The sequence below is a fragment of the Qipengyuania gaetbuli genome, assembly GCF_020171365.1.
GTDB classification, from domain to species: Bacteria; Pseudomonadota; Alphaproteobacteria; order Sphingomonadales; family Sphingomonadaceae; genus Qipengyuania; species Qipengyuania gaetbuli_B.
Genome location: NZ_JAIUZO010000002.1, coordinates 1,305,867 through 1,329,668 on the forward strand (window position 1 = coordinate 1,305,867; position 23,802 = coordinate 1,329,668).

24 protein-coding genes are annotated in these 23,802 nt (G+C 64.7%); 12 read left to right on the forward strand and 12 right to left on the reverse strand.

Going from position 1 to position 23,802, the window contains the following annotated elements:
• Nucleotides 1-31: 31 nt before the first annotated feature.
• The 3 genes from LCL94_RS07030 to LCL94_RS07040 all read left to right on the forward strand — a co-directional run bounded on the left by LCL94_RS07030 (nt 32) and on the right by LCL94_RS07040 (nt 2,338).
• A complete protein-coding gene (locus LCL94_RS07030; RefSeq protein ID WP_224831587.1) occupies nt 32-475 on the forward strand; it encodes a CopD family protein in 444 nt (147 codons plus the stop codon).
• A gap of 163 nt (nt 476-638) precedes the next feature.
• The gene (rho, locus tag LCL94_RS07035; protein ID WP_160608611.1) at nt 639-1,904 is read left to right on the forward strand and encodes a transcription termination factor Rho; all 1,266 of its coding nucleotides are present in this window, start codon (nt 639-641) and stop codon (nt 1,902-1,904) included.
• A gap of 44 nt (nt 1,905-1,948) precedes the next feature.
• Nucleotides 1,949-2,338 (forward strand): BLUF domain-containing protein, encoded by a 390-nt coding sequence (locus LCL94_RS07040; RefSeq protein WP_224831588.1) that lies wholly within the window; start codon nt 1,949-1,951, stop codon nt 2,336-2,338.
• A gap of 15 nt (nt 2,339-2,353) precedes the next feature.
• On the opposite strand, the gene LCL94_RS07045 is transcribed toward LCL94_RS07040, so the two are convergent.
• From LCL94_RS07045 to LCL94_RS07055, 3 genes are read right to left on the reverse strand one after another with little or no spacing between them, the layout of a single operon-like run.
• Complete coding sequence (locus LCL94_RS07045) at nt 2,354-2,755, reverse strand: nuclear transport factor 2 family protein (protein ID WP_224831589.1); 402 nt, start codon at nt 2,753-2,755, stop codon at nt 2,354-2,356.
• On the reverse strand, nt 2,755-4,341 hold the full coding sequence (locus LCL94_RS07050; RefSeq protein WP_224831590.1) for an FMN-binding glutamate synthase family protein: 1,587 nt from the start codon (nt 4,339-4,341) through the stop codon (nt 2,755-2,757). The genes LCL94_RS07045 and LCL94_RS07050 overlap by 1 nt, the downstream gene beginning before the upstream one ends.
• 14 nt (nt 4,342-4,355) lie before the next feature.
• Entirely contained in the window at nt 4,356-5,051 is a 696-nt protein-coding gene (locus LCL94_RS07055) for a dienelactone hydrolase family protein (protein WP_224831591.1), read from the reverse strand.
• A gap of 114 nt (nt 5,052-5,165) precedes the next feature.
• Here LCL94_RS07055 and LCL94_RS07060 point away from each other — a divergent pair, with 114 nt between their 5' ends.
• The 6 genes from LCL94_RS07060 (at nt 5,166) to LCL94_RS07085 (ending at nt 10,985) form a co-directional block, all read left to right on the forward strand.
• Complete coding sequence (locus LCL94_RS07060; protein WP_224831592.1) at nt 5,166-5,429, forward strand: DUF6489 family protein; 264 nt, start codon at nt 5,166-5,168, stop codon at nt 5,427-5,429.
• 14 nt (nt 5,430-5,443) lie between these two features.
• Nucleotides 5,444-6,718, forward strand: coding sequence for a tRNA uridine-5-carboxymethylaminomethyl(34) synthesis GTPase MnmE (mnmE, locus tag LCL94_RS07065; RefSeq protein ID WP_224831593.1), 1,275 nt, complete (start codon nt 5,444-5,446; stop codon nt 6,716-6,718).
• A 61-nt stretch (nt 6,719-6,779) separates the two neighbouring features.
• Nucleotides 6,780-8,633 (forward strand): tRNA uridine-5-carboxymethylaminomethyl(34) synthesis enzyme MnmG, encoded by a 1,854-nt coding sequence (mnmG, locus tag LCL94_RS07070; RefSeq protein WP_224831594.1) that lies wholly within the window; start codon nt 6,780-6,782, stop codon nt 8,631-8,633.
• Complete coding sequence (gene rsmG / locus LCL94_RS07075; protein WP_224831595.1) at nt 8,630-9,262, forward strand: 16S rRNA (guanine(527)-N(7))-methyltransferase RsmG; 633 nt, start codon at nt 8,630-8,632, stop codon at nt 9,260-9,262. Before mnmG ends, rsmG begins: the two co-directional genes overlap by 4 nt.
• A complete protein-coding gene (locus LCL94_RS07080) occupies nt 9,259-10,050 on the forward strand; it encodes a ParA family protein (protein ID WP_224831596.1) in 792 nt (263 codons plus the stop codon). The genes rsmG and LCL94_RS07080 overlap by 4 nt, the downstream gene beginning before the upstream one ends.
• Complete coding sequence (locus tag LCL94_RS07085; RefSeq protein ID WP_224831597.1) at nt 10,047-10,985, forward strand: ParB/RepB/Spo0J family partition protein; 939 nt, start codon at nt 10,047-10,049, stop codon at nt 10,983-10,985. The genes LCL94_RS07080 and LCL94_RS07085 overlap by 4 nt, the downstream gene beginning before the upstream one ends.
• A gap of 32 nt (nt 10,986-11,017) precedes the next feature.
• On the opposite strand, the gene LCL94_RS13470 is transcribed toward LCL94_RS07085, so the two are convergent.
• Together LCL94_RS13470 and LCL94_RS07095 are read right to left on the reverse strand one after the other, a co-directional pair.
• Nucleotides 11,018-11,758, reverse strand: coding sequence for a glycine zipper 2TM domain-containing protein (locus tag LCL94_RS13470; protein WP_318245569.1), 741 nt, complete (start codon nt 11,756-11,758; stop codon nt 11,018-11,020).
• A gap of 100 nt (nt 11,759-11,858) precedes the next feature.
• Nucleotides 11,859-12,341, reverse strand: a complete 483-nt coding sequence (locus tag LCL94_RS07095) for a GAF domain-containing protein (protein ID WP_224831598.1) — start codon at nt 12,339-12,341, stop codon at nt 11,859-11,861.
• Between the two features lie 77 nt (nt 12,342-12,418).
• Here LCL94_RS07095 and LCL94_RS07100 point away from each other — a divergent pair, with 77 nt between their 5' ends.
• The gene (locus tag LCL94_RS07100; RefSeq protein WP_224831599.1) at nt 12,419-13,870 is read left to right on the forward strand and encodes a PQQ-dependent sugar dehydrogenase; all 1,452 of its coding nucleotides are present in this window, start codon (nt 12,419-12,421) and stop codon (nt 13,868-13,870) included.
• Nucleotides 13,871-13,891: 21 nt separating this feature from the next.
• Here LCL94_RS07100 and LCL94_RS07105 read toward each other — a convergent pair whose 3' ends face one another.
• Complete coding sequence (locus tag LCL94_RS07105) at nt 13,892-15,631, reverse strand: acyl-CoA dehydrogenase (RefSeq protein WP_224831600.1); 1,740 nt, start codon at nt 15,629-15,631, stop codon at nt 13,892-13,894.
• 48 nt (nt 15,632-15,679) lie between these two features.
• Between LCL94_RS07105 and LCL94_RS07110 the strand changes: the two genes are divergently transcribed.
• Nucleotides 15,680-16,615, forward strand: coding sequence for an L-threonylcarbamoyladenylate synthase (locus LCL94_RS07110; protein WP_224831601.1), 936 nt, complete (start codon nt 15,680-15,682; stop codon nt 16,613-16,615).
• Here the strand turns inward: LCL94_RS07110 and LCL94_RS07115 are convergent.
• The 6 genes from LCL94_RS07115 to LCL94_RS07140 all read right to left on the reverse strand — a co-directional run bounded on the left by LCL94_RS07115 (nt 16,612) and on the right by LCL94_RS07140 (nt 21,968).
• Nucleotides 16,612-16,941, reverse strand: coding sequence for a hypothetical protein (locus tag LCL94_RS07115; RefSeq protein WP_224831602.1), 330 nt, complete (start codon nt 16,939-16,941; stop codon nt 16,612-16,614). The genes LCL94_RS07110 and LCL94_RS07115 overlap by 4 nt on opposite strands.
• Before the next feature lie 53 nt (nt 16,942-16,994).
• The gene (locus tag LCL94_RS07120; protein ID WP_224831603.1) at nt 16,995-17,813 is read right to left on the reverse strand and encodes a head GIN domain-containing protein; all 819 of its coding nucleotides are present in this window, start codon (nt 17,811-17,813) and stop codon (nt 16,995-16,997) included.
• A gap of 134 nt (nt 17,814-17,947) precedes the next feature.
• Nucleotides 17,948-18,481 carry a CarD family transcriptional regulator gene (locus tag LCL94_RS07125; RefSeq protein ID WP_006832856.1) on the reverse strand — a complete coding sequence of 178 codons (534 nt, stop codon included), beginning with the start codon at nt 18,479-18,481 and terminating at the stop codon, nt 17,948-17,950.
• Between the two features lie 322 nt (nt 18,482-18,803).
• Entirely contained in the window at nt 18,804-19,142 is a 339-nt protein-coding gene (gene fdxA / locus LCL94_RS07130) for a ferredoxin FdxA (protein ID WP_160608625.1), read from the reverse strand.
• Nucleotides 19,143-19,170: 28 nt separating this feature from the next.
• Nucleotides 19,171-19,449: an RNA-binding S4 domain-containing protein gene (locus tag LCL94_RS07135; protein WP_222554784.1), complete on the reverse strand. Its 279-nt coding sequence runs from the start codon at nt 19,447-19,449 to the stop codon at nt 19,171-19,173.
• A gap of 2 nt (nt 19,450-19,451) precedes the next feature.
• Entirely contained in the window at nt 19,452-21,968 is a 2,517-nt protein-coding gene (locus LCL94_RS07140) for a helicase-related protein (RefSeq protein WP_224831604.1), read from the reverse strand.
• Nucleotides 21,969-22,197: 229 nt separating this feature from the next.
• Between LCL94_RS07140 and LCL94_RS07145 the strand changes: the two genes are divergently transcribed.
• Entirely contained in the window at nt 22,198-23,763 is a 1,566-nt protein-coding gene (locus LCL94_RS07145; protein WP_412070791.1) for a peptidoglycan DD-metalloendopeptidase family protein, read from the forward strand.
• Nucleotides 23,764-23,802: the final 39 nt, after the last annotated feature.

Genomic DNA, 23,802 nt, shown 5'->3' on the forward strand with positions numbered 1-23,802 from the left:
CGAAGCGCCGCGCAATGACTAGATCGAACCCATGCAGGACGTTCTTGCGATGACCTATCTCTGGCTCAAGTCCGGGCACATCATCTTCATGGTCTTCTGGATGGCAGGCCTGTTCATGCTGCCGCGTCAGATGATCTACTGCCACGACGCCGCGGCCGGATCCCAAGCCGAGGCCTTGTGGGCCAAACGCATGGGCCTGCTGCGCAAGATCATCCTCACCCCCAGCCTGATCGTGGTCTGGGTGCTCGGCCTGCTGCTGGCCATGCAGAGCGGCGCGTTCAGCCAGGGCTGGTTCCATGCCAAGCTGCTGCTCGTGATCGTGCTCACCGGCTATCACGGCATGATGGTCGCCCGGTCCAAGGCAATGGCCCGCGGGGAGCGTCCGCTGACCGAGAAGCAGCTGCGCGTCTATGGCGAGGTGCCGGGCATCCTGCTCGCCTTCATCGTCGTGCTGGTGGTCGTCCGTCCGTTCTGATCGGGGGCCCACCATCCGCGTTTGCCAATTGACGGCGCGCGGGCGCAGTCCTATTTCACACCCATCACCGGCAAATGGCACCGCATGACTGACGGCGCCGGGTCCGCTTTCCCCAAGCCCATACCGACCCGCCGGCCATTCCCAGATTTATCGAGTAAAATTTATGCATCTCAAAGACTTGAAAGCGAAAACGCCCGCAGACCTCGTGGCAATGGCCGAGGAACTGGGCGTCGAAGGCGCATCGACCATGCGCCGGCAGGACCTGATGTTCTGCATCCTTCGTGAGCTCGCCGAAGACGAGGAATACGAAGAAAAGATCATGGGTATCGGCACCATCGAGGTGCTGCAGGACGGCTTCGGCTTCCTGCGCAGCCCCGAGGCGAACTACCTTGCCGGTCCCGACGATATCTACGTCTCGCCTAACCAGGTCCGCAAATGGGGCCTGCGCACGGGCGATACCGTCGAAGGCGAAATCCGCGCTCCCAAGGAAGGCGAGCGCTATTTCGCCCTGACCAAGCTCTACCAGGTCAATTTCGACGATCCGGATGCGGTCCGTCACCGCACCAATTTCGACAACCTCACGCCGCTCTATCCCGAAGAGAAGCTGACGCTCGACACGCTCGATCCGACGGTCAAGGACAAGTCGGCCCGCGTGATCGACATCATCTCGCCGCAAGGCAAGGGCCAGCGCGCACTGATCGTCGCACCGCCGCGCACCGGTAAGACCGTGCTGCTGCAGAACATCGCCAAGGCGATCACCGATAACCACCCGGAAGTCTTCCTGCTGGTCCTGCTCGTCGACGAGCGTCCGGAGGAAGTTACCGACATGCAGCGCAGCGTGAAGGGCGAGGTCATCTCCTCGACCTTCGACGAGCCTGCCAATCGCCACGTGCAGGTCGCCGAAATGGTCATCGAAAAGGCCAAGCGTCTCGTCGAGCACAAGCACGACGTCGTCATCCTGCTCGACTCGATCACGCGTCTCGGCCGCGCCTACAACACCGTGGTGCCCAGCTCGGGCAAGGTGCTGACCGGCGGTGTCGACGCCAATGCACTGCAGCGCCCGAAGCGCTTCTTCGGCGCGGCGCGCAACATCGAAGAGGGCGGTTCGCTGTCCATCATCGCCACCGCACTGATCGACACCGGCAGCCGTATGGACGAAGTCATCTTCGAAGAATTCAAGGGCACCGGTAACTCGGAAATCGTCCTCGACCGCAAGGTTGCGGACAAGCGCATCTTCCCGGCGCTGGATGTCGGCAAGTCCGGCACCCGCAAGGAAGAGCTGCTGGTCGAGAAGGACAAGCTGTCGAAGATGTGGGTCCTGCGCCGTATCCTCATGCAGATGGGCACGGTCGACGCGATGGAATTCCTGCTCGACAAGATGAAGGATTCCAAGACCAACGAGGACTTCTTCGCCAATATGAACCAGTAAGGAAGAGGGGCGCCCGGCAGGAAACCCTGCCGGGTGGGGGGCTTGTGAAGAGGATTGTCTATCGCAGCACCATCGCTGCAGGTGTCGCCACCGCCGAGGTGTTCAACATCATCGACACCTCCAACCGCCGCAATCCTGCGCGCGGGATAACCGGCTTCCTGCTGCACGATGGCGAACGGTTCCTCCAATTCCTCGAAGGGCCGCCGCTGGAAGTCGAAGGCCTGCTCGCCGAGATCGAGCGTGATCCCCGCCATACCGATCTCGCCATCGTCTATGACGAAGGGGCGCAGGAGCCCTGGTTTCCCGACTGGGCGATGAAGCGGCTGATCAATTTCACCGGCCCGCCGGCCATCGACCAGCTGCGCGAAGAACTGGCAGGAAAACCGGACGGCGAGCGGGTGCTAGGGCTGGTCGAGGAATTCCTGCGCGATTGAGCCGCAGGTGCCGTTTCAGCCGGCCTTCTGCCGTTCGAGCTGGGCAGCCATCATCTCCCAGACCTTGTTCACGGCCTTGAGCGGGCGGACCATGACCTTGAAATCGGCAATCAGGCCGTCCTCGTCGAAGCGGATGAGGTCGATGCCGTTGACCTTGATGCCGTCCATCTCGGTGGTGAATTCGAGCATGGCATTCTCTCCGTCCACCAGTTCGCGGACGTAGGTGAAACTGTCGTTGCCGAGCGTCTGGCCCGCGGCCGAAAGATAGGCGACGACGATATCGCGCCCCACCTGCGGCGTGTGGACGACCGGCGAATGGAACACCGCATCGGGCCGTATGATAGCTGCAAGCTCGGCCGGATCGGACCCGTTCTCGATAACCTTGTGCCAGCGCCCGAGGCCTTGTTCCGCACTCATCAATGTCTCCTGAAACTGTTGGCCCGCGCCGCTTCCCAGTGGCGGGCGAGGGGGGTCGAGGACGGCTTGTCCAGCAATACGCCGGGTTCCGCGAAGTAGTAGATCTTGTCGAAGGCGTCCGAGCGAGCGCCGTTGATCCGCTCGCGCATGTCCATCGGCTGCATCTGCCAGGGATTGTCGAGGCCCATGGCGATGGTGATTTCTCTCAGCGCATGAAGCGTCTGGCGCTGGAAACGGGCGACGCGGGGCGCCTTGTCCTCGACAACCAGGCCGCGCTGGCGCCAGGCGTCCTGCGTGGCAATGCCGGTGGGGCAGGTGCCCTTGTGGCAGTTCATCGACTGGACGCAGCCGAGCGAGAACATGAAAGGCCGCGCGGCATTGCACCAGTCCCCACCCAGGGCGAAGCTCTTGGCCATCTGGGCGCCCGAATGGATCTTGCCGGAGGTGGCAATCTTCACCTTGTCGCGAAATTCCGTGCCGACGAGCATGTTGCGCACGAAAATCTGCCCCTCGCGCAGCGGCATGCCGACCGAATTGCTCAGTTCTAGCGGGGCGGCACCGGTACCGCCTTCGGCCCCGTCCACCGTGATGAAGTCGGGATGCATTCCTGTTTCAATCATCGCCTTGCCGATGGCGAATATCTCGTGCGGCTGGCCGACGCACAGCTTGATGCCGGTGGGTTTGCCGCCCGACAGGTCGCGCAGGCGAGTCACGAATTCGAGCAATTCGATCGGCGTGTCGAATTCGGGATGGGCTGCCGGCGAAGTGACGGTCTCACCGACGGGCACTCCGCGCGCCTCGGCGATTTCGGGCGTGACCTTTATGCCCGGCAATACCCCGCCGTGGCCGGGCTTGGCGCCTTGGCTCAGCTTCAATTCGATCATCTTGACCTGGTCGCTTGCCGCATTGTCGCGGAACTGCTCGGGATCGAAGCGGCCATCCTTTGCGCGCGCGCCGAAATAGCCACTGCCCAGTTCCCAGATGAGATCACCGCCCGGTTCGCGGTGGTACTTGCTGATCGATCCTTCGCCGGTGTTGTGCGCGAAATTGCCAAGTTTCGCCCCGGCATTGAGAGCCTCGATGGCCTTGGCGGACAGCGAGCCGAAGCTCATCGCCGAGATATTGAGTAGCGATGAGGAATAGGGCTTCGCGCAGGTCTTCTCTCCCACGGTGACCCGCCATTCCTCGGGTGTGTCGCGGGACGGCGCGATGGAATGGCCGACCCACTCGTATTCGTCCGAATAGACGTCGAGTTCGGTGCCCATCGGATGCGAATCGAGATCGCCCTTGGCCCGCGCATAGACCAGCGCCCGCGCCTGGTGGCTGAAAGGGCGCCCCTCCAGATCGTCTTCCACGATGTAGGACTGCGCAAAGGGGCGCAGGTCTTCCATCACCCACCTGATGCGAGCGACGAGCGGGTAGTTCCTTCTAAGAGTATGTTTTTCCTGCGCAAAATCCCAGATCGCGAGGAGCAGGCCGGGAAGAAGGAACCACAAGGTCCAGCGCGCCGGTTCGAGGATCCAGGCCGCCCCGACCAACAGGTACAGGACGACCGGGATGATGTAACGAAAGGGAAGCCTGTCCACGCCCCGCGTCCGGCTCAGCCGAGATGTTCGGCAAAGAAGGCGCTGGTGCGCGAATCGGCCAGCTGGGCCGCCTCTTCGCTGCGGCGCTTGCCGAATTCGGTCGCGAAACCGTGATCCAGCCCTTCGTAATCGTGCAGCGTGACCTTGGGATGGTCGCCGAGGCCGTCATGCATGGCTTGCTGCGTCGCCTTGTCGACGAAGCCGTCTTCGGTCGGGATGTGAAGCATCAGCGGATTGGCGATGGCGTGCTTTTCGCGCAGCAGATTGTCGATCCCGACTGCGTAATAGCCGACCGAGGCATCGCTGTCGGTGCGCGCCGCGGTCATGTAGGCGAGCCGTCCGCCGAGGCAGTAGCCGACCGCGCCAACCTTGGCGCAGCCTTGCGAGCGGGCGTAGCGGATGGCCGCCTCGATATCGCGAACGCCCTGGTCCTGGTCGAATTTGCCGAACAAATCCAGAGCCTTGCCCATTTCCGCCTCGATATCGGGATCGAGCTCGATACCGTCTTCGAACTGCCAGAAAAGGTCGGGAGCCACGGCGAGGTAGCCATCTTCGGCCAGCTTGTCGCACTTGCGGCGGATGCCGGCATTCACGCCGAAGATTTCCTGGATGACCACGATCGCGGCGCGCGGGGTGCCTTGCGGGCGCGCGACATAGGCGTTGAAGCTGTTCTCACCATCCAGCGTGGAAATGCTGACCATCTCGCTCATTGCGTATTCTCTCCCTTGATCGATTGCAGGCCTAGCGCTTGCGGTGCGGGGCTGGCAAACCCAGATAGTGTCAGACACCAGAAGTGCGCTCCAGCACTCAACGGAGGAAACGCGATGAAGGTCCATATCGAAATCGACTGTACGCCGGAGGAGGCGCGGACCTTCATGGGCTTGCCCGACGTGGGGAAGGCAAACGCTGTCTATGTCGACATGATGTCGAAGGCGATGAAAGGCGTCTCCAACACTGACCAGCTGCAGGAATATGCCAAGCAGCTCGCGCCCATGGGCCAGGCCGGCTTCAAGCTGTTCCAGAGCTTCATGGAAGGCGCCAACGCTGCGCGCACGTCTTCCAAGCCGGACAAACCGTCCGACGACTGAGTCCGGCACCGTCAGTGACCGATACGATATTCGCGCTTTCCAGCGGGTCGCCGCCTGCCGCCATCGGTGTGATCCGCATCAGCGGCCCGGCTGCGGCGAGGGCGCTTGAAGGCCTTGCGGGAAGCCTACCTGCTCCACGAACCGCCTCGTTGCGCACGCTGAAGGACGGCGAGGGCGGAGTGCTCGACAGGGCGCTGGTCCTGCTCTTCGATGGTCCTCGCACCGCGACAGGCGAAGACCTTGCCGAAATCCACTGTCACGGTGGCAGGGCAGTCGTTACCGCGATCGAGCGCGCGCTTGGCGCGATGGAGGGCCTGCGCCGCGCGGAACCGGGCGAGTTCACGAGGCGCGCCTTTGCCAATGGGGTGGTCGATCTGGCGGAGGCCGAAGGTCTTGCCGATCTCCTGTCTGCCGAAACCGAATTGCAGCGCCGCGCGGCGGAGGGGTCGGCAGGCGGGCAGCTTTCCCGCCAGGTCGAAGCCTGGCGCGACCGGCTGCTGGGCCTTTCCGCTCAGGTCGAGGCCGCGCTCGATTTCTCGGACGAGGACGATGTGGAGGCGCTTCCGCCCGAATTTACCGATGCAGCGGCAACGCTGGCTGCCGATTGGCGCGCAGCCCTCGATGCACCCCGTGCAGAGCGCTTGCGCGACGGGATCAGGGTGGTTTTTGCCGGCCCGCCCAATGCTGGCAAATCTTCGCTTTTCAACGCGTTGCTCGACGAGGGAGCAGCTATCGTCTCGGAAGAGGCAGGAACGACCCGCGACGTGATCGAGCGTCCGGTCGCCTTCGGAGGGGTGCCTTTCATCCTCGTCGATACGGCTGGATTACGGGAAAGTGGTGCCGGCTCCCTCGAAAGCATCGGGATCGACCGCGCGAGGCGTGAGCTAGATCGCTCGGATATCATCCTGTGGCTGGGCGATGAGGGGCAGGGACCGGCCGGGTCGCTCGAGATTTCGGCCAAGAGCGATATCCAGGGCGCAGCCAAGTCGAACGCTGCGCATTACGTCTCGGCGCAGACGGGCGAGGGCGTCGAGGCATTGATTGCAGACCTGGTGCAGCGCGCTCGCCAGTTGCTTCCCAAGCCCGGCGTTACGGCATTCAACCAAAGACAGGCGGAATCGCTGTCGGATGCCTATGATGCAATCGAAGGCGTTTCGTCCAGCGAGGACCTCCTGCTGATCGGCGAAAGACTGCGAATTGCACGACGTTCGCTGGACCGTTTGCTTGGCCGGCATTCGACAGAAGATGTGCTCGACGCCCTGTTCGGCCGCTTCTGCATCGGCAAATAGTGTTTCACGTGGAACATCTTCGCCTTTGACGCTCCGCGTAAAGGCAATTATCGGCCCAACCATGCAGTCCTTCGAAGTCATCGTTATCGGCGGCGGCCATGCCGGCGTCGAGGCCGCTTGTGCCTCGGCGCGCATGGGCGCACGCACCGCGCTGGTGAGCTTCGACCTGTCCAAGATCGGCGCTATGAGCTGCAACCCGGCAATCGGCGGCTTGGGGAAGGGACACCTCGTCCGCGAGGTCGATGCGCTGGACGGAGTTATCGGCCGCGCTGCCGATGCAGCGGCAATCCATTACCGGATGCTCAATCGCTCGAAGGGAAGCGCCGTTTGGGGGCCGCGCATCCAGGCCGACCGCCGACTTTTCCATGCGGCGGTGCAGGGTATCGTGGCGCGGCAGGATAACCTCACCCTTGTCGAAGGCGAGGCCGCAGCCCTGAAGCTTTCGAATGGCCGCGTCAACGGTCTCGAACTTGCGGACGGATCAGTGCTCCAAGGCGATGCCGTCGTCCTGTGCACCGGGACCTTCCTTGGTGGTACGCTATTCCGCGGCGAGGAGCGCTTCGAGGGTGGGCGCATTGGCGAGGACGCCGCAAACAAGCTTGCGACCCAATTGCGCGATGCCGCCTTGCCGATGGCTCGCCTCAAGACCGGCACCCCGCCACGTCTCGACGGGCGCACCATCGACTGGGCGCGCCTGGAAGGGCAGCCGTCCGATGGCGAGATGTGGACGATGTCGTCCCTTTCGGAGGGGAGGGTCAATCCGCAGGTGTTCTGTGCGATCACGCGCACCAATGAACGGGCACACGACCTCATCCGGGCCAATCTCGACCGTTCGCCCCTGTTTTCCGGTGCCATCGGTGCGGCAGGCCCGCGCTATTGCCCCTCGATCGAGGACAAGATCCACCGATTCGGCGACCGGGACGGACACCAGGTCTTCCTGGAGCCGGAAGGGCTATCGACGCACCTTGTCTATCCCAATGGCATCAGCACGTCGCTTCCGACCGATGTGCAGCTCGGCATGCTTCGTGCCATGGAAGGCCTCGAGCGGGTGGATATGGAGGTTCCGGGCTATGCGGTCGAGTACGACCATATCGACCCGCGCGCCCTCCGCTCCACGCTGGAGGTTCGGGACATTCCCGGCCTCTACTGTGCGGGGCAGATCAACGGGACGACGGGATACGAGGAAGCCGCCGCGCAGGGATTGGTGGCCGGCATGGAGGCGGCAGCTGCCGTTCTGGGACGTCAGAGTGCCAAGTTGGACCGCTCGAATTCCTACATCGCGGTGATGGTCGACGATCTCACGCTTCAGGGCGTCACCGAACCTTATCGCATGCTCACCGCGCGCGCGGAGTACCGCTTGCGGCTACGCGCCGCCAACGCCGACACGCGCCTTACCCCCCTCGGGCTTACTGCAGGGCTTGTCGGCGAGGAGCGCCGTGAGTGGTTTGCCCGCCGTAACGAGCGCCAGCAGGTCATCCAAGGCTTGCTCGAAACCCCGATATCTGCCCGTGCGCTGAAAGATGAAGGTAAGACCGTGCGTCTCGACATGGGAACCCGCCCCGCAGCCGAATGGCTTCGCGGCGGTCACGTGTCGATCGAAAACCTTGCCGATCTTGTCGAGGGCCTGGATCCGGCAGATCCGCTCGCCATAGAGATGGCGGAGGATGCCTTTTACGCGCCCTATCTGGAGCGGCAGGACGCAGAGCTGCGGGAGTTACGCGCGGGCGAGAACCTGCGCATTCCAGACAGCTTCGCCTATGCCGCGGTCCCGGGGCTTTCCAACGAAATGGTCGAGCGACTGTCGGCGGCCCAGCCCGCCTCCCTCGCCGCGGCGGGCCGCGTGCGCGGCGTTACTCCATCTGCGCTTGCCGCGCTGCTTGTGCATGTGAAGCGGGCGCAGGGGGTTGCGGCATGATCGACGATGAAAGCAGTGCGCGCGACTATGTCGCTCGCTTCGCCGATGCGGCTGCGCTCGAACGTCTGGAACGTCTCGGTGACGCACTTGCGGAGGAAAACGAGCGCCAGAACCTCGTGGCAAAGGCCTCGCTCGATAGCATGTGGTCGCGGCACTTTGCCGATTCGGCCCAGCTTCTCGACCATGTTCCACGTGAAACATCGGGACCGTGGCTGGACCTTGGGACGGGGGCGGGTCTTCCGGGACTCGTCATGGCAGCTCTCCGCCCTGAGATGGAGGTTGTTCTCGTCGAATCGCGCAAATTGCGAGTCGCCTGGCTCGAGCGGATGAGGGACGAACTTGGTTTGGCAAACTGTCATATCGAGGGCAGCCGACTGGAGCTGGTCGAAAGTTTTTCGGCAGGCGTGATTTCCGCACGAGCCTTCGCGCCGTTGCCAAAACTCCTCCGGTTATCCGCACGCTTCTCCACAGAGCGGACGTATTGGGTGTTGCCCAAGGGGCGGTCGGCAGCGCAGGAAGTGCAGGAACTTCCAAAAACGCTCCGTAACATGTTCCACGTGGAACAATCTGTTACGGATGGCGAGGCGGGAATCGTCGTTGGCAGGGGCAAAGTGAGGGAAAAACAATGATTACCGTCGCAATTGCCAACCAAAAGGGCGGGGTGGGCAAAACCACAACCGCCATCAATATCGCAACTGCGATGGCTGCCACCGGCTGGAAAACCCTGCTCATCGATCTGGACCCGCAAGGAAACGCCTCGACGGGCATGGGTATCGAAGGTTCGGCGCGTGAATTCACGAGTTACGACCTGCTCTTGGAGGAAGCCTCGATGGCGCAGTGCGCGCAGCCGACCGAAATTCCGGGCCTGGATATCGTCCCGGCCACGCAGGACCTGTCCGGTGCCGAAGTCGAGCTCGTTTCGGTGGAAGATCGCACCGCGCGCCTGTCCAAGGCGCTGGGGCAGGCCGGGAAGGGCGGTTTTGCCGGATACGACATCTGCTTCATCGATTGTCCGCCTTCGCTGGGCCTACTGACGCTGAATGCACTTGGCGCGGCGGACACGCTGCTCGTGCCCTTGCAATGCGAATTCTTCGCGCTGGAGGGCCTTAGCCAGCTCTTGCAGACGGTGGAGCGGGTGCAGCAGCGCTTCAACCCCGATCTCGGCATTGTCGGCGTGGCGCTGACGATGTTCGACCGTCGCAACCGCCTGACCGACCAAGTGGCCGACGATGTTCGCGATTGCCTCGGCAATCTGGTTTTCGAAAACGTCATTCCGCGCAATGTCCGCCTGTCGGAAGCGCCGAGCCACGGGATGCCCGCGCTCGTCTATGACCACAACTGTCCCGGCAGCCGCGCCTACATCGGATTGGCGCGCGAGCTGATCGGGCGCCTGCCGGAAAGAAGGAAGGCCGCATGAGCCAGGCTATCGACCGCAAGAAGAAACTCGGCCGCGGCCTCGGCGCGCTTCTGGGCGAGGTCCAGCGCGAAGAGCCATTGGTCAATTCCCCCAGCGAAACCAGCGATTTAACCGGTTCATCGCCCGCGCAGGCCAGCACGGGTCTTGCCAGCATTCCGGTTGCGGATATCGAGCCGCTGCCGGGGCAGCCGCGTACCCACTTCGACAGCGATGCGCTGGACGAACTTGCGGCCTCGATCGCCCAGCGCGGCGTTATCCAGCCCATCATCGTCACGCCGCGCAGCGGAGGGCGTTATCGCCTTGTTGCCGGTGAACGTCGCTGGCGCGCAGCGCAGCGCGCAAGGCTACACCAGATCCCCGCCATCATCCGCGAACTCGACCAGCGCGAGGTCCTGGCGCTGGCGCTGATCGAAAACCTCCAGCGCGAAGATCTCAATCCGTTGGAAGAAGCGCGGGCATATCAGAAGCTTGCCGATGACGAGGGCATGACACAGGCGGAAATCGCCGGCCTCGTCGACAAGTCGCGCAGCCATGTCGCAAACCTGCAGCGCCTGCTGGCGCTGCCCGAGGATGTCCTGGCCCTGCTCGCGAACGGCAAGCTTTCCATGGGTCATGCCCGCGCGCTGATCGGCAATGAAAGCGCGTCGGAACTCGCCTCGCGCGCGGTGAAGGAAGGTCTTTCGGTCCGCGAAGTCGAGAAACTCGCGCGAAAGGGCGGTGCCGGGGCCAAGCCACGCAAGTCGCGGCCCAGCGTTCCCGAAGCTGAAACCGATGCCGATATCGCGGCAGTGCAGGGGCACCTTGAGGAATTTCTCGGACTACCGGTGCAGATCAGGACCGACGGGACGCCGAATACCGGTACGGTGACCATCCGCTATCGCACGCTCGACCAGCTGGATCTCATCTGCCAGCGCCTGACCGGCGGCGATATCTGAGGCGGGGTGGACGCTGTGACGTCCGCTCCCCCTTATTCCCTGGTTTCGACCTCGACTTCGCGGTAAACCGCCCTTTGCGGGACGGTTATCGTGACAGGCACCAGCATGTATTCCTGTCCGTAATAGGCAGGGGTTCCGCTCAGTTCGCCCGACTGTGCGCTGGCCATATAATCGTCGAGATAGGCCTCGCATTCACCATAAGCCTCGGCCGAAGGTTGCGGATCGCCCTCTACCGCATCGCCGATAGCAGCACCGGCCAGCCCGCCTGCGACTACCCCGGCGACGGTCCCAAGCGTCCGGTTTCCCCGACCTGCTATGCGGTTGCCGAGGACGCCGCCCAGTGCGGCGCCTGCCAGCGCACCGATAGCATCGCCGCGCTTGTCGTCTTCATAGGTCGAAAGCCGATCGCGGCACTCGGCAAGCCAGGCGGCGCGATCGAACTGGACGATGCGTCCACCTGGCGGAACCGGGAAGGCGCCGGCGCCGCCAGATGGAACATAAGTCATTGAACGTACGGTATTTGCAGGCATGGAGTGGAACCGGTGAATGGTGCCGTCCTGCTGCACCCAGTCGGCGCCAGCCTGCGCCGGATCGCGGCGGATGATGATCCGCTCGATAACGACCGGCTCGCCCTGGGGAGTGACGGCTTCGGCGGGGAGCATGACCCGCTCCTCTATCTCGATGACCCGTTCGGCCGGCTTAGCTTCCTGTGCTAGGGCAGGAGCGCCGGAGATGGCTGCAAGGCCGGCAAGGGCAAGGGCGGTACGGTTCATGACGGGCGCTCCACGCGGGGATTGGCGATTTCAGGCGAAACTATCATCCGCACGCAATACCGGCAAAAAAGCTGCACCAGCGTCCCCTTTCGGGGCAGAATCAGATCCGGTTGGCGAGAATTCGTGCCAATTGCTCGATTCCGGCGCGGTCTTCCTCGTCGAACCGCGCCTTCGACGGGCTGTCGAGATCGATAACCGCGATCACCTTGCCGTCACGCATGACCGGCACGACGAGTTCCGAATTTGTGATCGCATCGCAGGCGATGTGGTCGGGGAAGGCGTGAACATCTTCGACCAGCTGCGTTTCACCGCTTTGCGCGGCGGCCCCGCAAACGCCGCTCCCCAGCGGGATGCGGATACAGGCCGGGCGACCCATGAAGGGGCCGAGCACCAGCTCACCGTCCACCATGCGGTAGAAACCCGCCCAGTTGAGATCGGGCAGGAAATCCCACAGCAAGGCGGCGATATTGGCCATGTTTGCCACAGCGTCGGGCTCGCTCGACGTCAACGCGTCGGCGGCATCGACCAGCTGGCGATAGGCTTCGGGCTTGGGGCAATCCGGGGCGGGGCGAAAATCGAACATGTCGAGCGATCTAGGCGAAAGAGCCGCGCTTGCAAGGGGCGTTGCGAGCGCGGCGGGCCTGTCGTATCGCCTGCATCATGAGCATTCTCAAGAAGCTGGGCATCGCCCTTCTCGTCATCGTCGCGATCCTTGCCATCGCGTTCTATTTCCTCTCGCGCGGGGATACGGCCGATATTCCGTTCGACGAGGTGGTCGGCACAGATCCGCGTCTTGACGAACCCGATGCGGAAACCTTCCCGACGGTCGCCATCGCCGAGCCGGTGGGCTGGGCAGAGGGCGAAGCGCCCGATGCCGCAGAAGGTCTTGCCGTCAACCGCTTCGCTGAAGGGCTCGAGCACCCGCGCACGGTGCAGGCGTTGCCCAATGGCGATATCCTCGTCTCGCTGACCCGCGCTCCGGCCAAGGACGAGGGCGGGATTACGGCATGGATTGCGGACTTGCTGATGAGCCGCGCCGGTGCGGGTGGCGAATCGCCCAACCAGGTCGTCCTGCTGCGCGATGGCGACGGCGACGGCGTTGCCGAAACGCGCAAGGTGCTGCTCGACGGGCTCGATTCGCCTTCGGGCCTCGCATGGGGCGACGGCACGCTCTACGTCGCCAATCACGACGAGGTCCTGGCCTACCCTTATGAGCTGGGCGCTGACGGCGTATCCGGCGATCCGCGCAAGATCACAGATCTGGCGCCGGCTGGCGGGCACTGGATGCGCAACCTTGCGCTCCACCCCGAAGGCGACCGCCTCTACATCGCAGTCGGCTCGGATACGAACATCGCCGACAAGGGCATGGAAGCCGAAGAAGGCCGCGCGCTGATCTGGGAAGTGAACCTCGAGACCGGCAGGCGCCGCGTCTTTGCAGGCGGTCTGCGCAATGCCAACGGCCTCGATTTCAGCCCGTGGTCGGGCGAACTCTGGACCACCGTGAACGAGCGCGACATGCTTGGCTCCGACCTCGTGCCCGACTACCTCACCAATGTACCTGTCGGCGCACAGTACGGTTGGCCCTGGGTCTATTTCGGCGACAATTTCGACCGCCGGGTGAAATACCCCTATCCGAGCTACATCAACTACGTGCGCACGCCCGAATATGCACTCGGGCCCCACGTCGCGGCGCTGGGCCTCGTATTCAGCCGCGAAGGGGCTGCGCTGGGCGACAAGTTCTCGAGCGGCGCGTTCATCGCACGCCACGGTTCGTGGAACCGCAAGCCGCCCTCGGGTTACGACGTGGTCTATGTCGCCTTCGACGAGCGCGGCAATCCGACCGGGCAGCCGGTCGAGGTCCTTGGCGGCTTCCTGACCGGTGACGGCACGACGCGCGGGCGGCCGACCTGGGTCGAATGGGCGAGCGACGGTTCGCTGCTCGTCAGCGACGATACCGCCGGCATCATCTGGCGTGTCAGCGCACCCGGCGCGAAGCCGCAGGCTGCGATCGAGCGGGTTACCGGGCGCCGCTTGCCGCCGCAGCGCGAACTGCGCGGGCAGGAGGCGACTTTCGGGCGCGACGATTATGCGCGGCAGGTAACTGCCGACTAAAGTCGCGCCGCGCGACTTGCGTCAGCCGAGCAGGGCCTCGGTATCGATCGCGTAAAGCGCTTCGGCACCTGCCATGGCCGACGTCCGCAGGCCCGCAGCCTCCGGCACTATCCGGTCAAGGAAGAAGCGCACGCTGGCAGGCTTCGTGACGGCTAGCGACGGCGCAGCACCCGCTTCCACTGCGCGAAGCTGGCGTACCAGCTGCCAGCCTGCGACCGCCACTGCGAGCATGGTGGTGAAGGGGACGCTGCCGGCGAGCCGATCGTCGAGGCTGGCTTCATCGCTCATCCACGCGGCCACGGAAGCGCAATCCTGAGCGAGCGCGGCCAGCGCCGGTTCGTCCGCGCAGTCTCGCGCGATATCCGCTGCCAGCGATACCAGCGCCTCTCCGCCGTCGAGCCCGAGCTTGCGAGTGACGAGGTCGGCAGCCTGGATGCCGTTTGTACCCTCGTAGATCGGGGCGATGCGCGAATCGCGCCAGTGCTGGGCCGCGCCGGTTTCCTCGACGAAGCCCATGCCGCCGTGGACCTGGATCCCGAGGCTCGCAACCTCGGTTCCGATATCGGTGCCCCATGCCTTGATCAGCGGGGTCAGGATCTCGCCGCGCGTCCGGGCGGCCTCATCGCCCAGAACGCCGCGATCGACCTGGCCGGCGGTGTAGTAGAGCAGCGCGCGCGCACCTTCGGTCAGCGCCTTCATGCGCAGCAACATGCGGCGCACGTCGGGATGCTCGACGATGGCGACGGGATTCTTGTCGGGCGAGCCTGCACGGGCCGACTGGACGCGATCCCGCGCGTAGCCGAGCGCCTGCTGCGTCGCTCGCTCGCCGATCTGGACGCCCTGGTTGCCGACATTGATGCGCGCATTGTTCATCATCGTGAACATGGCCGCGAGGCCGCGGTTGGGCGCGCCGACCAGTTCACCGATGCACTCGTCATTGTCGCCATAGCTCATGACGCAGGTCGGCGAGGCGTTGATGCCGAGCTTGTGTTCGAGGCTGACGCAGCGCACATCATTGCGCGGACCGAGCGAACCATCTGAATTCACGTGATATTTCGGCACGACGAAGAGCGAGATGCCGCGGCTGCCCTCGGGCGCCTCGGGCAGGCGCGCAAGGACGAGGTGGATGATGTTCTTCGACAGCTCGTGCTCGCCCCAGGTGATGTAGATCTTCTGGCCCTTGATCCGGTACTTGCCGGCATGCTCGCCATCCTCGATCGGCATGGCGGTCGCACGCAGCGCGCCGACATCGCTGCCGGCCTGCGGTTCGGTAAGGTTCATCGTGCCCGACCATTCGCCGCTCACCAGCTTCGGCAGGTACTTCTGCTGCAGGTCTTCCGAGCCGTGATGTTCCAGCGCCTCGATGGCCCCGACGCTGAGCATCGGCAGCAGGTTGAACGCCATGTTCGCCGTGCCGAGGTTTTCGAGCACGTTGCAGGCCAGCGTGAAGGGTAGGCCCTGTCCGCCAAACTCGGCGGGCGAGGCAATCGCGTTCCAGCCCTGCTCGACATAGGCCTCGTAGGCTTCGGCATAGCCGTCGGGCAGGCGCACGAGGCCGTTTTCCAGCTTTGCACCTTCCAGATCGCCCACACGGTTGAGCGGGGCGAACTCGCCGGCGGCGAACTGGCCCACTCCCTCGACGATGGCCTCGACCATGTCGGGCTCGGCCGCCGCGAATTTCTCGGTTCTCGCCAGCTCTTCGATCCCGGCATTGACGCGGATGGCGAGCAGCTGGTCCTGGGTGGCTGGAGTGTAGGTCACGGGTGCATTCCTCTTGGCTTTCTGCAGCGTCAGATATAGCGCGCGGGCATGGGCGGCAAATACGCTACGGAAACGCTTCAGGCCGACGAAGGTGGCATTGCCCGCGCGGCTGCGATTCTGCGCGAAGGCGGCCTTGTCGCCGTGCCGACAGAAACGGTTTACGGCCTTGCTGCGCGGGCCGACAGCGACGCCGCGGTGGCGCGGATTTACGAGGCGAAAGGGCGCCCCAGTTTCAACCCGCTGATCGTCCATGTCTCGACAATGGAACAGGCAAGGCGGCTGGCGTACTTCAACGCCGAGGCGGAGGCCTTGGCAGAAGAGCACTGGCCCGGGCCTCTGACACTTGTGCTCCAACGCCGCGAGGACGCGGGGCTCGCGGCGGCAGTTACGGCAGGCCTGCCGACGATTGCGCTGCGCATGCCCGATCACCCTGTCATGCGCGCGATGTTGCATCAGGCCGGGGCGCCGATTGCAGCACCTTCGGCCAATCGCAGCGGCTTCATCAGCCCGACCAGCGCGGCCCATGTGCTCGCTTCGCTCGACGGGCGGATCGATGCGGTGCTCGATGGAGGTGAATGCCGTGCCGGGCTTGAATCGACGATCGTGGCAGTACGTGAGGACGGTACTCTTCAGGAATTGCGACCGGGCCCGGTCAAAGTCGCGCCGCGCGACTCTTCCCCGGAAGGTGGCGGTATCGAGGCGCCGGGCCAACTGGCGAGCCACTATGCACCCGGCAAGCCCGTCCGCCTCGATGCTGTGGACGCGCAGCCTGACGAATTCCTGATCGGTTTCGGCGCCGTTGGGGGTGATTGCACGCTGTCGGCGAATGGCAACCTGATCGAGGCGGCGTCACGCCTTTATGCCTGTCTCCACGAAGGCGCACGGTCGGATAAGCCGCGCATCGCGGTTGCAGCGGTTCCCCATGAAGGGGTGGGAGTGGCCATCAACGACCGCCTGCGAAGGGGGGCAACGCCGGCGGATTAGTCGTCCCTGGGCTCGACCGGGATGGTGGGCAGGATCTGCTGCATCTCGGCATAGGTGTCGCGGGCATCATCGCAGGACCTGCGCTTGCCCTTCTCGCATTCGTCGAGCTGCTTTTCGTACTGGCGTTCGAGCTTGGCCAGTTGCTCTTCGCGCCGGCGGATTTCGCGGCCACGCTTTTCGTCGGCTTCCGACTGGCTGGTCGTGGCAAGGTCGACACCCTTGCTGACCACGCGGACCGGCGCAGTCGCGACGTCGACGAGCGTGCCGACGCAGGCGCTGGTGGCCAAAGCGGCGAACGGGAGCACAAAAAAGGCCGGGCGGCGCATCGAAATTCCTTTCACTGCGCCGCCTAGCCGAATTTCTCTTATCAGGCGATGAATTAGGCTTCCGGTGCTTTCGGTGCTTCCGGAGCTTCGGGCGCTGCCGGCGGTTCGGGTGCCTCGGCCTTGGCCTTGGTCGTGCCGCCCTTGCAGGTCAGCTTGCCCGATCCGACCGAGGACACGGTGCAGGTCGCATTGCCGTTCACGGTCACACTGCCCGCGCCGACGATGCTGGCATCGACCGTGCCGTCGGAATCGAATTCCGCATCGCCCGATCCGACCACCGAGATATCGGCGGAGCCGGCCTTTAAGCCGCCCATCTTGCTGCTACCCGATCCGGCAACGGTCAGGTCGAGCTTGTCCGTGCTGCCGGTCGCCTCGAAATCGCCCGAGCCGGCGATCGTCACGTCGAGGCTGCTGACGTCCATTTTCGCGACCTTCACCGAACCCGATCCGGCCACCGTGACGTCGGCGTTCTCGTCCATGCGATCGGCCTCGATCGTGCCCGAACCGGCAAGGACCATGGCCTTGAGGCTGGGCATGGTGACGCGCACGGTGGCGCGGCCGAGATCCTTGCCGCTGTCCTTGGCGCGCGAGATGGCTAGCGCGTCCTTTTCAATGTGGAAACGCATGGCATCCACGGCCGCTTGGTCGCCAGTCACGTCGATGTCGAGTGCTGCGCCGTGGGTGACAATCACATTGTCAGGGGCGGCAAGGACGATTTCGGTCGGCGCCGCTCCGCTCGTGTCGAGTTCCGCCAGCGGCACGCCTTCGCCATCGCCGATCTGGATGTTGACCCCGTCGCAACCTGCGAGGAGTGCGCCCGCCGCCAGTGCTGCGACCGGGGCGAGTCCCTTGAGAATCCTGGTAATCATCATGCGGCCTTCCCTCTGCCTATCCCGCTAGTCCGTATTGGCGATATAATACAGCGAGAGGGTGGGTTCAACCCATGCGAAAAGGGCCGCTCCTTGCGGAGCGGCCCCTTCGTCGAAGCAGCAATGGTCTTGGCCGATCAGGCTTCTTCGGTGTTCTCGTAATACTGCGGCGCATGTTCGCGCAGCACGTCGAGGATCTTCTCGAGCGCGGTCGCTTCGTCGGTCTTTTCCATCGCCGCGAGTTCGCGGGCGAGACGGCTCGACGCCGCTTCGAAGATCTGGCGTTCCGAATAGCTCTGTTCCGGCTGGTCGTCCGGGCGGAACAGGTCGCGGGTCACCTCGGCAATCAGGACGATTTCGCCCGAATTGATCTTGGCTTCGTACTCCTGGGCGCGGCGCGACCACATGGTGCGCTTCACCTTGGGCTTGCCCTTCAGGGTTTCCATCGCTTCCTTGAGCGTCTTGTCCGACGACAGCTTGCGCATGCCGATCGATTCGACCTTGTTGACCGGAACGCGCAACGTCATGCGTTCCTTCTCGAAGCGGAGCACATAGAGGTCGAGCTGCATGCCGGCGATTTCCTCGCTCTGCAGTTCGATGACACGGCCAACGCCGTGCTTGGGATAGACAACGTAGTCGCCAACGTCGAAGGCATCAGCCTTGCTCGCCATGAATCAATCCTTTCTCGGGGCGGGAGGCTTGGCCAAGCAGCAAAATAGACCTGTCCGCACCCGGGGGGAGGCATGCGGCATAACGGTCGACTTGCGGATTGGTTGCTCTTCCGGCCCTTTCGATTCTCACATCTGGCCGGGAGCACACCGGCGCAGTTGTTGCATTATATAGCACAGCTTGTGGATTATTGCGAGTCTTTGACGCTTTCGGGCCCGGGCAATCGAATCTTCCGATTGCGCACGGGCCATCGCTGCCGGCCGCGCAGGGCCGGCACCTCAAGTCACCATGGAATGCAGCTGCGTCCGATGGCGCTGGCGACGATCAGTCGCCTTCGCCGGGTTCGGTGCTGAAGTACTTGTCGAACTTGTCCTCTTCACCCTTGTGATCGTCGGCGTCGGCCGGCGGTTCCTTCTTCTGGGTGATGTTCGGCCATTCGGCGGAATACTTGGTGTTCAGCTCGAGCCACTTCTCGAGATTGTCCTCGGTATCGGGCAGGATCGCCTCGGCCGGGCATTCGGGTTCGCACACGCCGCAGTCGATGCATTCCGACGGGTTGATGACGAGCATGTTCTCGCCTTCGTAGAAACAGTCGACGGGACAGACCTCGACGCAATCGGTGTATTTGCATTTGATGCAGGCGTCGGTGACGACGTAGGTCATGGTGCGATAATTCCCTGTCTCGCTATGGCTAAGGTGCTGCTATTCCGCTTTGCCCGCCCGGGTCAAGTTCGCGATAGCAAGCCGCTGCTTCGCGCGGCGGACCGCGGCGCGTCGGCAACTCCACAACCTCGATGAGGCGCACCGCGTTCCCCAGCGGGAGCGTGAGCACATCACCGATGGCAATGTCCCGGCTGGCGCGCGTCACGCGCTCTCCATTGCGGCGGATGTGTCCTTCTTCGACCAGCCTTTGAGCCGCGCTGCGCGTGCGCACGAAGCGCAGGAAGCACAGCAGGCGGTCGATCCGCACTCTCAGCCTTGTTTCATGAGGTCGGCAAGGCCCGCAAAGGCGCTGCCTTCGCGCGGTTTCGCCGGTGCGGGCGCAGGGCGCTGGTTCTGCTTGCGCCGCGCCGCAGGGCGCCATTCCCACTGGTCGGGACGCGGCGGCCCGAAGGCGCCTTCGGCCAGCGGGCGGGCGCGCTGGACGCGAAAGCCGGCCTGACCCAGCAGCCGCTCGGCGTTCTTTTCCTCCAGCCCGATCGAGATGGGCAGGGCAAGGTCGAGCGCAAAGCGCCGCTTGCCGCCAGCCTTGGTCCGCGCATCGTGCGCGGCGCGGAAGATCTTTTCCGCCAGGTCCAGCCGGATCGCCTGCGTCCCGGCATGGCGATAGCCCGAGGGCAGCTTCTTCGCATCCGGGATGACCGGCAGCATTGCGTCCTGCAGCGGGCGCCGGTCGATGCCGAGCGCCGCGAGCAGCTGGCGCGGTGCGGGCTTGAGCAGCAGCGGCGAATAGATGTCGAGCGCGCCGAAGGTCACGCCGATCTTGCGCAGGAAGGGGCGCATTTCCTTCGGCAGGTGTTCAAGCCCTGCCTTTTCACGCGTGACGAAGCCGTGCCCGGCGATGAGGTTGAGCAGCAGCGCGCGCGCCTGCGACCCGGCATCGGGATTGGTCGCGGCAACATGCATCCGGTGCAGGGGTTCGAGCGGTTCGAGCTTGCCGTCGAGCCAGGTGCCGAGCGCGGCCATCAGCGCCTTGCGCGATGCCTCGGGCAAGGTCGCGAGTTCGCGCGCAGGCTCGAGTTCAGGTTTCAGCTGGCCGTCTCGCGGATGGAGCTTGGCCAGCATGTGGCTCTTCCACCGGATCGCCCCGCGCGACAGTTCGACCTCCGCCATATCCGAGGCGGCGAGTGCCTCGGCCCGTTCGCCCAGGATGCGCGGCAAGGCCTTCTCGGCTGCGGCCAGCAGCATCTTGCGGTCGGCATGGTTGGCGGCCTGGTCGACTACGAAGCGGAACCCCTCGACATGGCCGAGCGCCTCGTCCTCGACGCGCAGCACGCCTTCTGCGTCCAGCGCGATGGGGAGCAGCCCCGCGTCCTGTCCCAGCGATTTCATCAGGATTGCCGTCCTCCGGTTCACGAATCTTTCGGTCAGCCGCGCATGGAGCGCGTCCGACAGTTTTGCTTCCACGCCTCTTGCCCGTGACGCCATTTCGTCACGCGCCAGCACCCAGTCGGGACGCTGGCAGATATAGGCCCAGCTGCGAATCGCAGCGATCCGCCCCTGGAGCGTATCGATGTCGCCGCTCGTATTGTCGAGTTCCGAGATCCGTGCGGCAACGTAGTCCGCGCCGATATAGCCCTCGTGTAGGTCCTGCCACAGCCGTGCGACGAAGCGGGCATGCACGTCGGGCCCGCGCTGGCGGAAATCGGGCAGCGAACAGGCTTCCCAGAAACGCCGGACCTTGCCGTGTCCGCGGATCGTGGCGGCAAAGGGCTCCTCGGCCAACCGCTTCAGCGTGGCGAGGTCGATCGCTTCGGGCGCAAGCCGCAAGGCCTCGTGGGCCGGGGGCGTCTCCAGATCGGCGATGAGGGTTGCGAGCGAATCGAATCGCGGCTCCGCCTCGCGCCAGAACAGCTTGGTGATGGGGGCGAAACGGTGCTCCTCGATCGCGTAGATCTCTTCCTCGGTGAATTCGGGCGCAGGGCCGAACTTGCCGCCCGCTCCGGCAAGCGTGCCGAAGGTGCCGTCGCGCTGGTGGCGCCCGGCGCGCCCGGCGATCTGTGCCATCTCGGCCGGATGCAGCCGCCGCATGCGCACCCCGTCGAACTTGGTGAGGCCGGCAAAGGCGACATGGTTCACGTCAAGGTTGAGGCCCATTCCGATGGCATCGGTGGCGACGATGTAATCCACATCACCATTCTGGAACAATTCGACCTGCTTGTTACGCGTTTCCGGTGAAAGCGCGCCCATGACCACGGCGGCACCTCCGCGAAAGCGGCGCAGCATCTCGGCGACCGCGTAGACAGCCTCGGAACTGAACGCGACAACGGCGCTGCGCGGCGGCAGGCGCGAAAGCTTGCGCGGGCCGATATGGGTGAGCGTGGAAAAGCGCGGCCTGGCGGAGATTTCCGCCCTGGGCACCAGCGCCCGGACCATCGGCTCCAATGTGGCCGCGCCGAGGATCATGGTCTCCTCGCGCCCCCGCGCATTAAGCAGGCGGTCGGTGAAGACATGCCCCCGCTCGCGGTCGGCGGACAGCTGCGCCTCGTCCAGCGCGACGAAGGCCCGCTCACCCGCATCGCGCGGCATCGCTTCTACCGTGCAGCACAGATAGCGTGCGCCGGGCGGCTCGATCCGCTGTTCGCCGGTGATGAGTGCGACCGACTTCTCGCCCTTTATCGCCACCACCCTGTCGTAGACCTCGCGCGCGAGCAGGCGCAGCGGGAAACCGATCGCACCGCTCGAATGCGCACACATGCGCTCGATGGCGAGGTGGGTCTTGCCGGTATTGGTGGGCCCGAGGACCGCCTTGATCGGGGCGTCGTTCACGCCTGCCTAGGTGGCAGCGCCCCCCTCCATGCGCAACCGCCCGTCGCCCGATACGCGCAATTGACCGCATTCCCGACGAAAAGACGTCGCGGTTAAGGCGATCTTTACCTTGATTCCGCCATGGATTAGGTCGCTTTACGAATGCACGGGCTGGGCGCTGCCACGCGCTCGCGACGGAGGGTTTCAGGTGTACGAGTCCGACAAGGACGAGGGACCGCAATCGGTATCGATGCTTGCTGGCAGCTCTGCAGGGGCGGCCGCAATCGCCATGCCCGGCGCGCAGGCGACGTCTTCCACCTCCCGTTTTTCGTTTGGCACGCTGCGCGACCAGCTGTTCGCGCGGATCGAAACACTCGACATCGCACCGGATCTCGGCGCCGACATCGGCTCCAAGCGCTGGTTCCGCGGCCTTGGCACTTTTGTCGGCCTGTCGGTAGTTGCGCTGGCCTTCTGGCCCGACTTCGCCCCGCTCGAGGCGGCATCGCCGCTGCCCGACGACAAGCCGGTGCTCGACGAATACCACAGCCAGGCGATCCTGCCGCTGGCGCTGGGCGCCGATACCGGTCGGCGCATGGGCCCGAGCAACCTCGTCCGCCCGCTCGCCGAAGCGCCTGAGCGTCCGCAGCTGCAAATGCTCGCCACGCTTTCCTCGCCCGACAGTTTCGAGCGCACGCTGCTGCGCGCAGGCGTCGGTCGCGACGAGGCGCGCCAGGTGCTGTCCATGGTACAGGGTGCCATCCCGCTCGGCGAACTCGAGCCGGGTACGCAGATCGACATCACGCTGGGCCGCCGGCCTGCACCGGGCGTTTCGCGCCCGCTCGAAGACCTCACGTTCCGCGCGCGGTTCGACCTCGAACTGTCGGTCTCGCGTCTCGACCCGGGAGCGGAACTGACGCTGGCGAAGAAGGCCATCCGCGTCGACGACACGCCGCTGCGCATCCGTGGCACGGTGGGCGACAGCCTTTACCGCTCCGCTCGTGCGGCGGGCGCCCCGTCGAGCGCTATCCAGGCCTATCTCAAGGCGCTGTCGCAGCAGGTGAACCTCGAACGCGAGGTGCGCGCCACCGATACTTTCGACATCATCGTCTCGCACCGCCGCGCCGCCACGGGTGAGCGGCAGGCGGGCCAGCTGATCTTCGCAGGGCTCGAGCGCGGCTCGCGCACGCCGATCCAGCTGATGCGCTGGGGCAAGGACGGCCAGTTCTACGAAGCTTCAGGCGTCGGCGAAGAGCGTGGCGGCCTTGTCGCGCCGGTGCCCGGGCGCATGTCATCCAGCTTCGGCATGCGGCGCCACCCGATCCTCGGCTATCGGCGCATGCATTCGGGCGTCGACTTCAAGGCCGGCCACGGCACGCCGATCGTCGCCGTGACCGACGGACAGGTGACCGGCGCGGGACGCATGGGCGGCTGCGGCAATGCGGTGCGCCTGCGCCATGCAGGCGGGATCGACACGCGTTACTGCCACATGAGCCGCATCGCGGTGAACCGGGGGCAATCGGTGCGGCGCGGGCAGGTCATCGGCTACGTCGGCTCGACCGGCCTGTCGACCGGTGCACACCTCCACTACGAAATGTACCGCAGCGGCCGTGCGGTGAACCCGGCCTCGGTCAAGTTCGTCACCCGCGCCCAGCTGTCGGGCGCAGAGCTGGAGCGCTTCCGCGAAACGCTGCGCCGGATCAAGACGGTGGAGGCAGGCGCCGCGCTCGAAGACCTCGCGCCCACGGCCGAGGAAATCGCCAGCGAAACGCCCTTGCGCGAAATCGACAAGCTCGACGCGCCCAAGACGGTCGGCTGAGATTGCGCCGCCGCCGCGATTGCGGCAGACGGTGCGCAT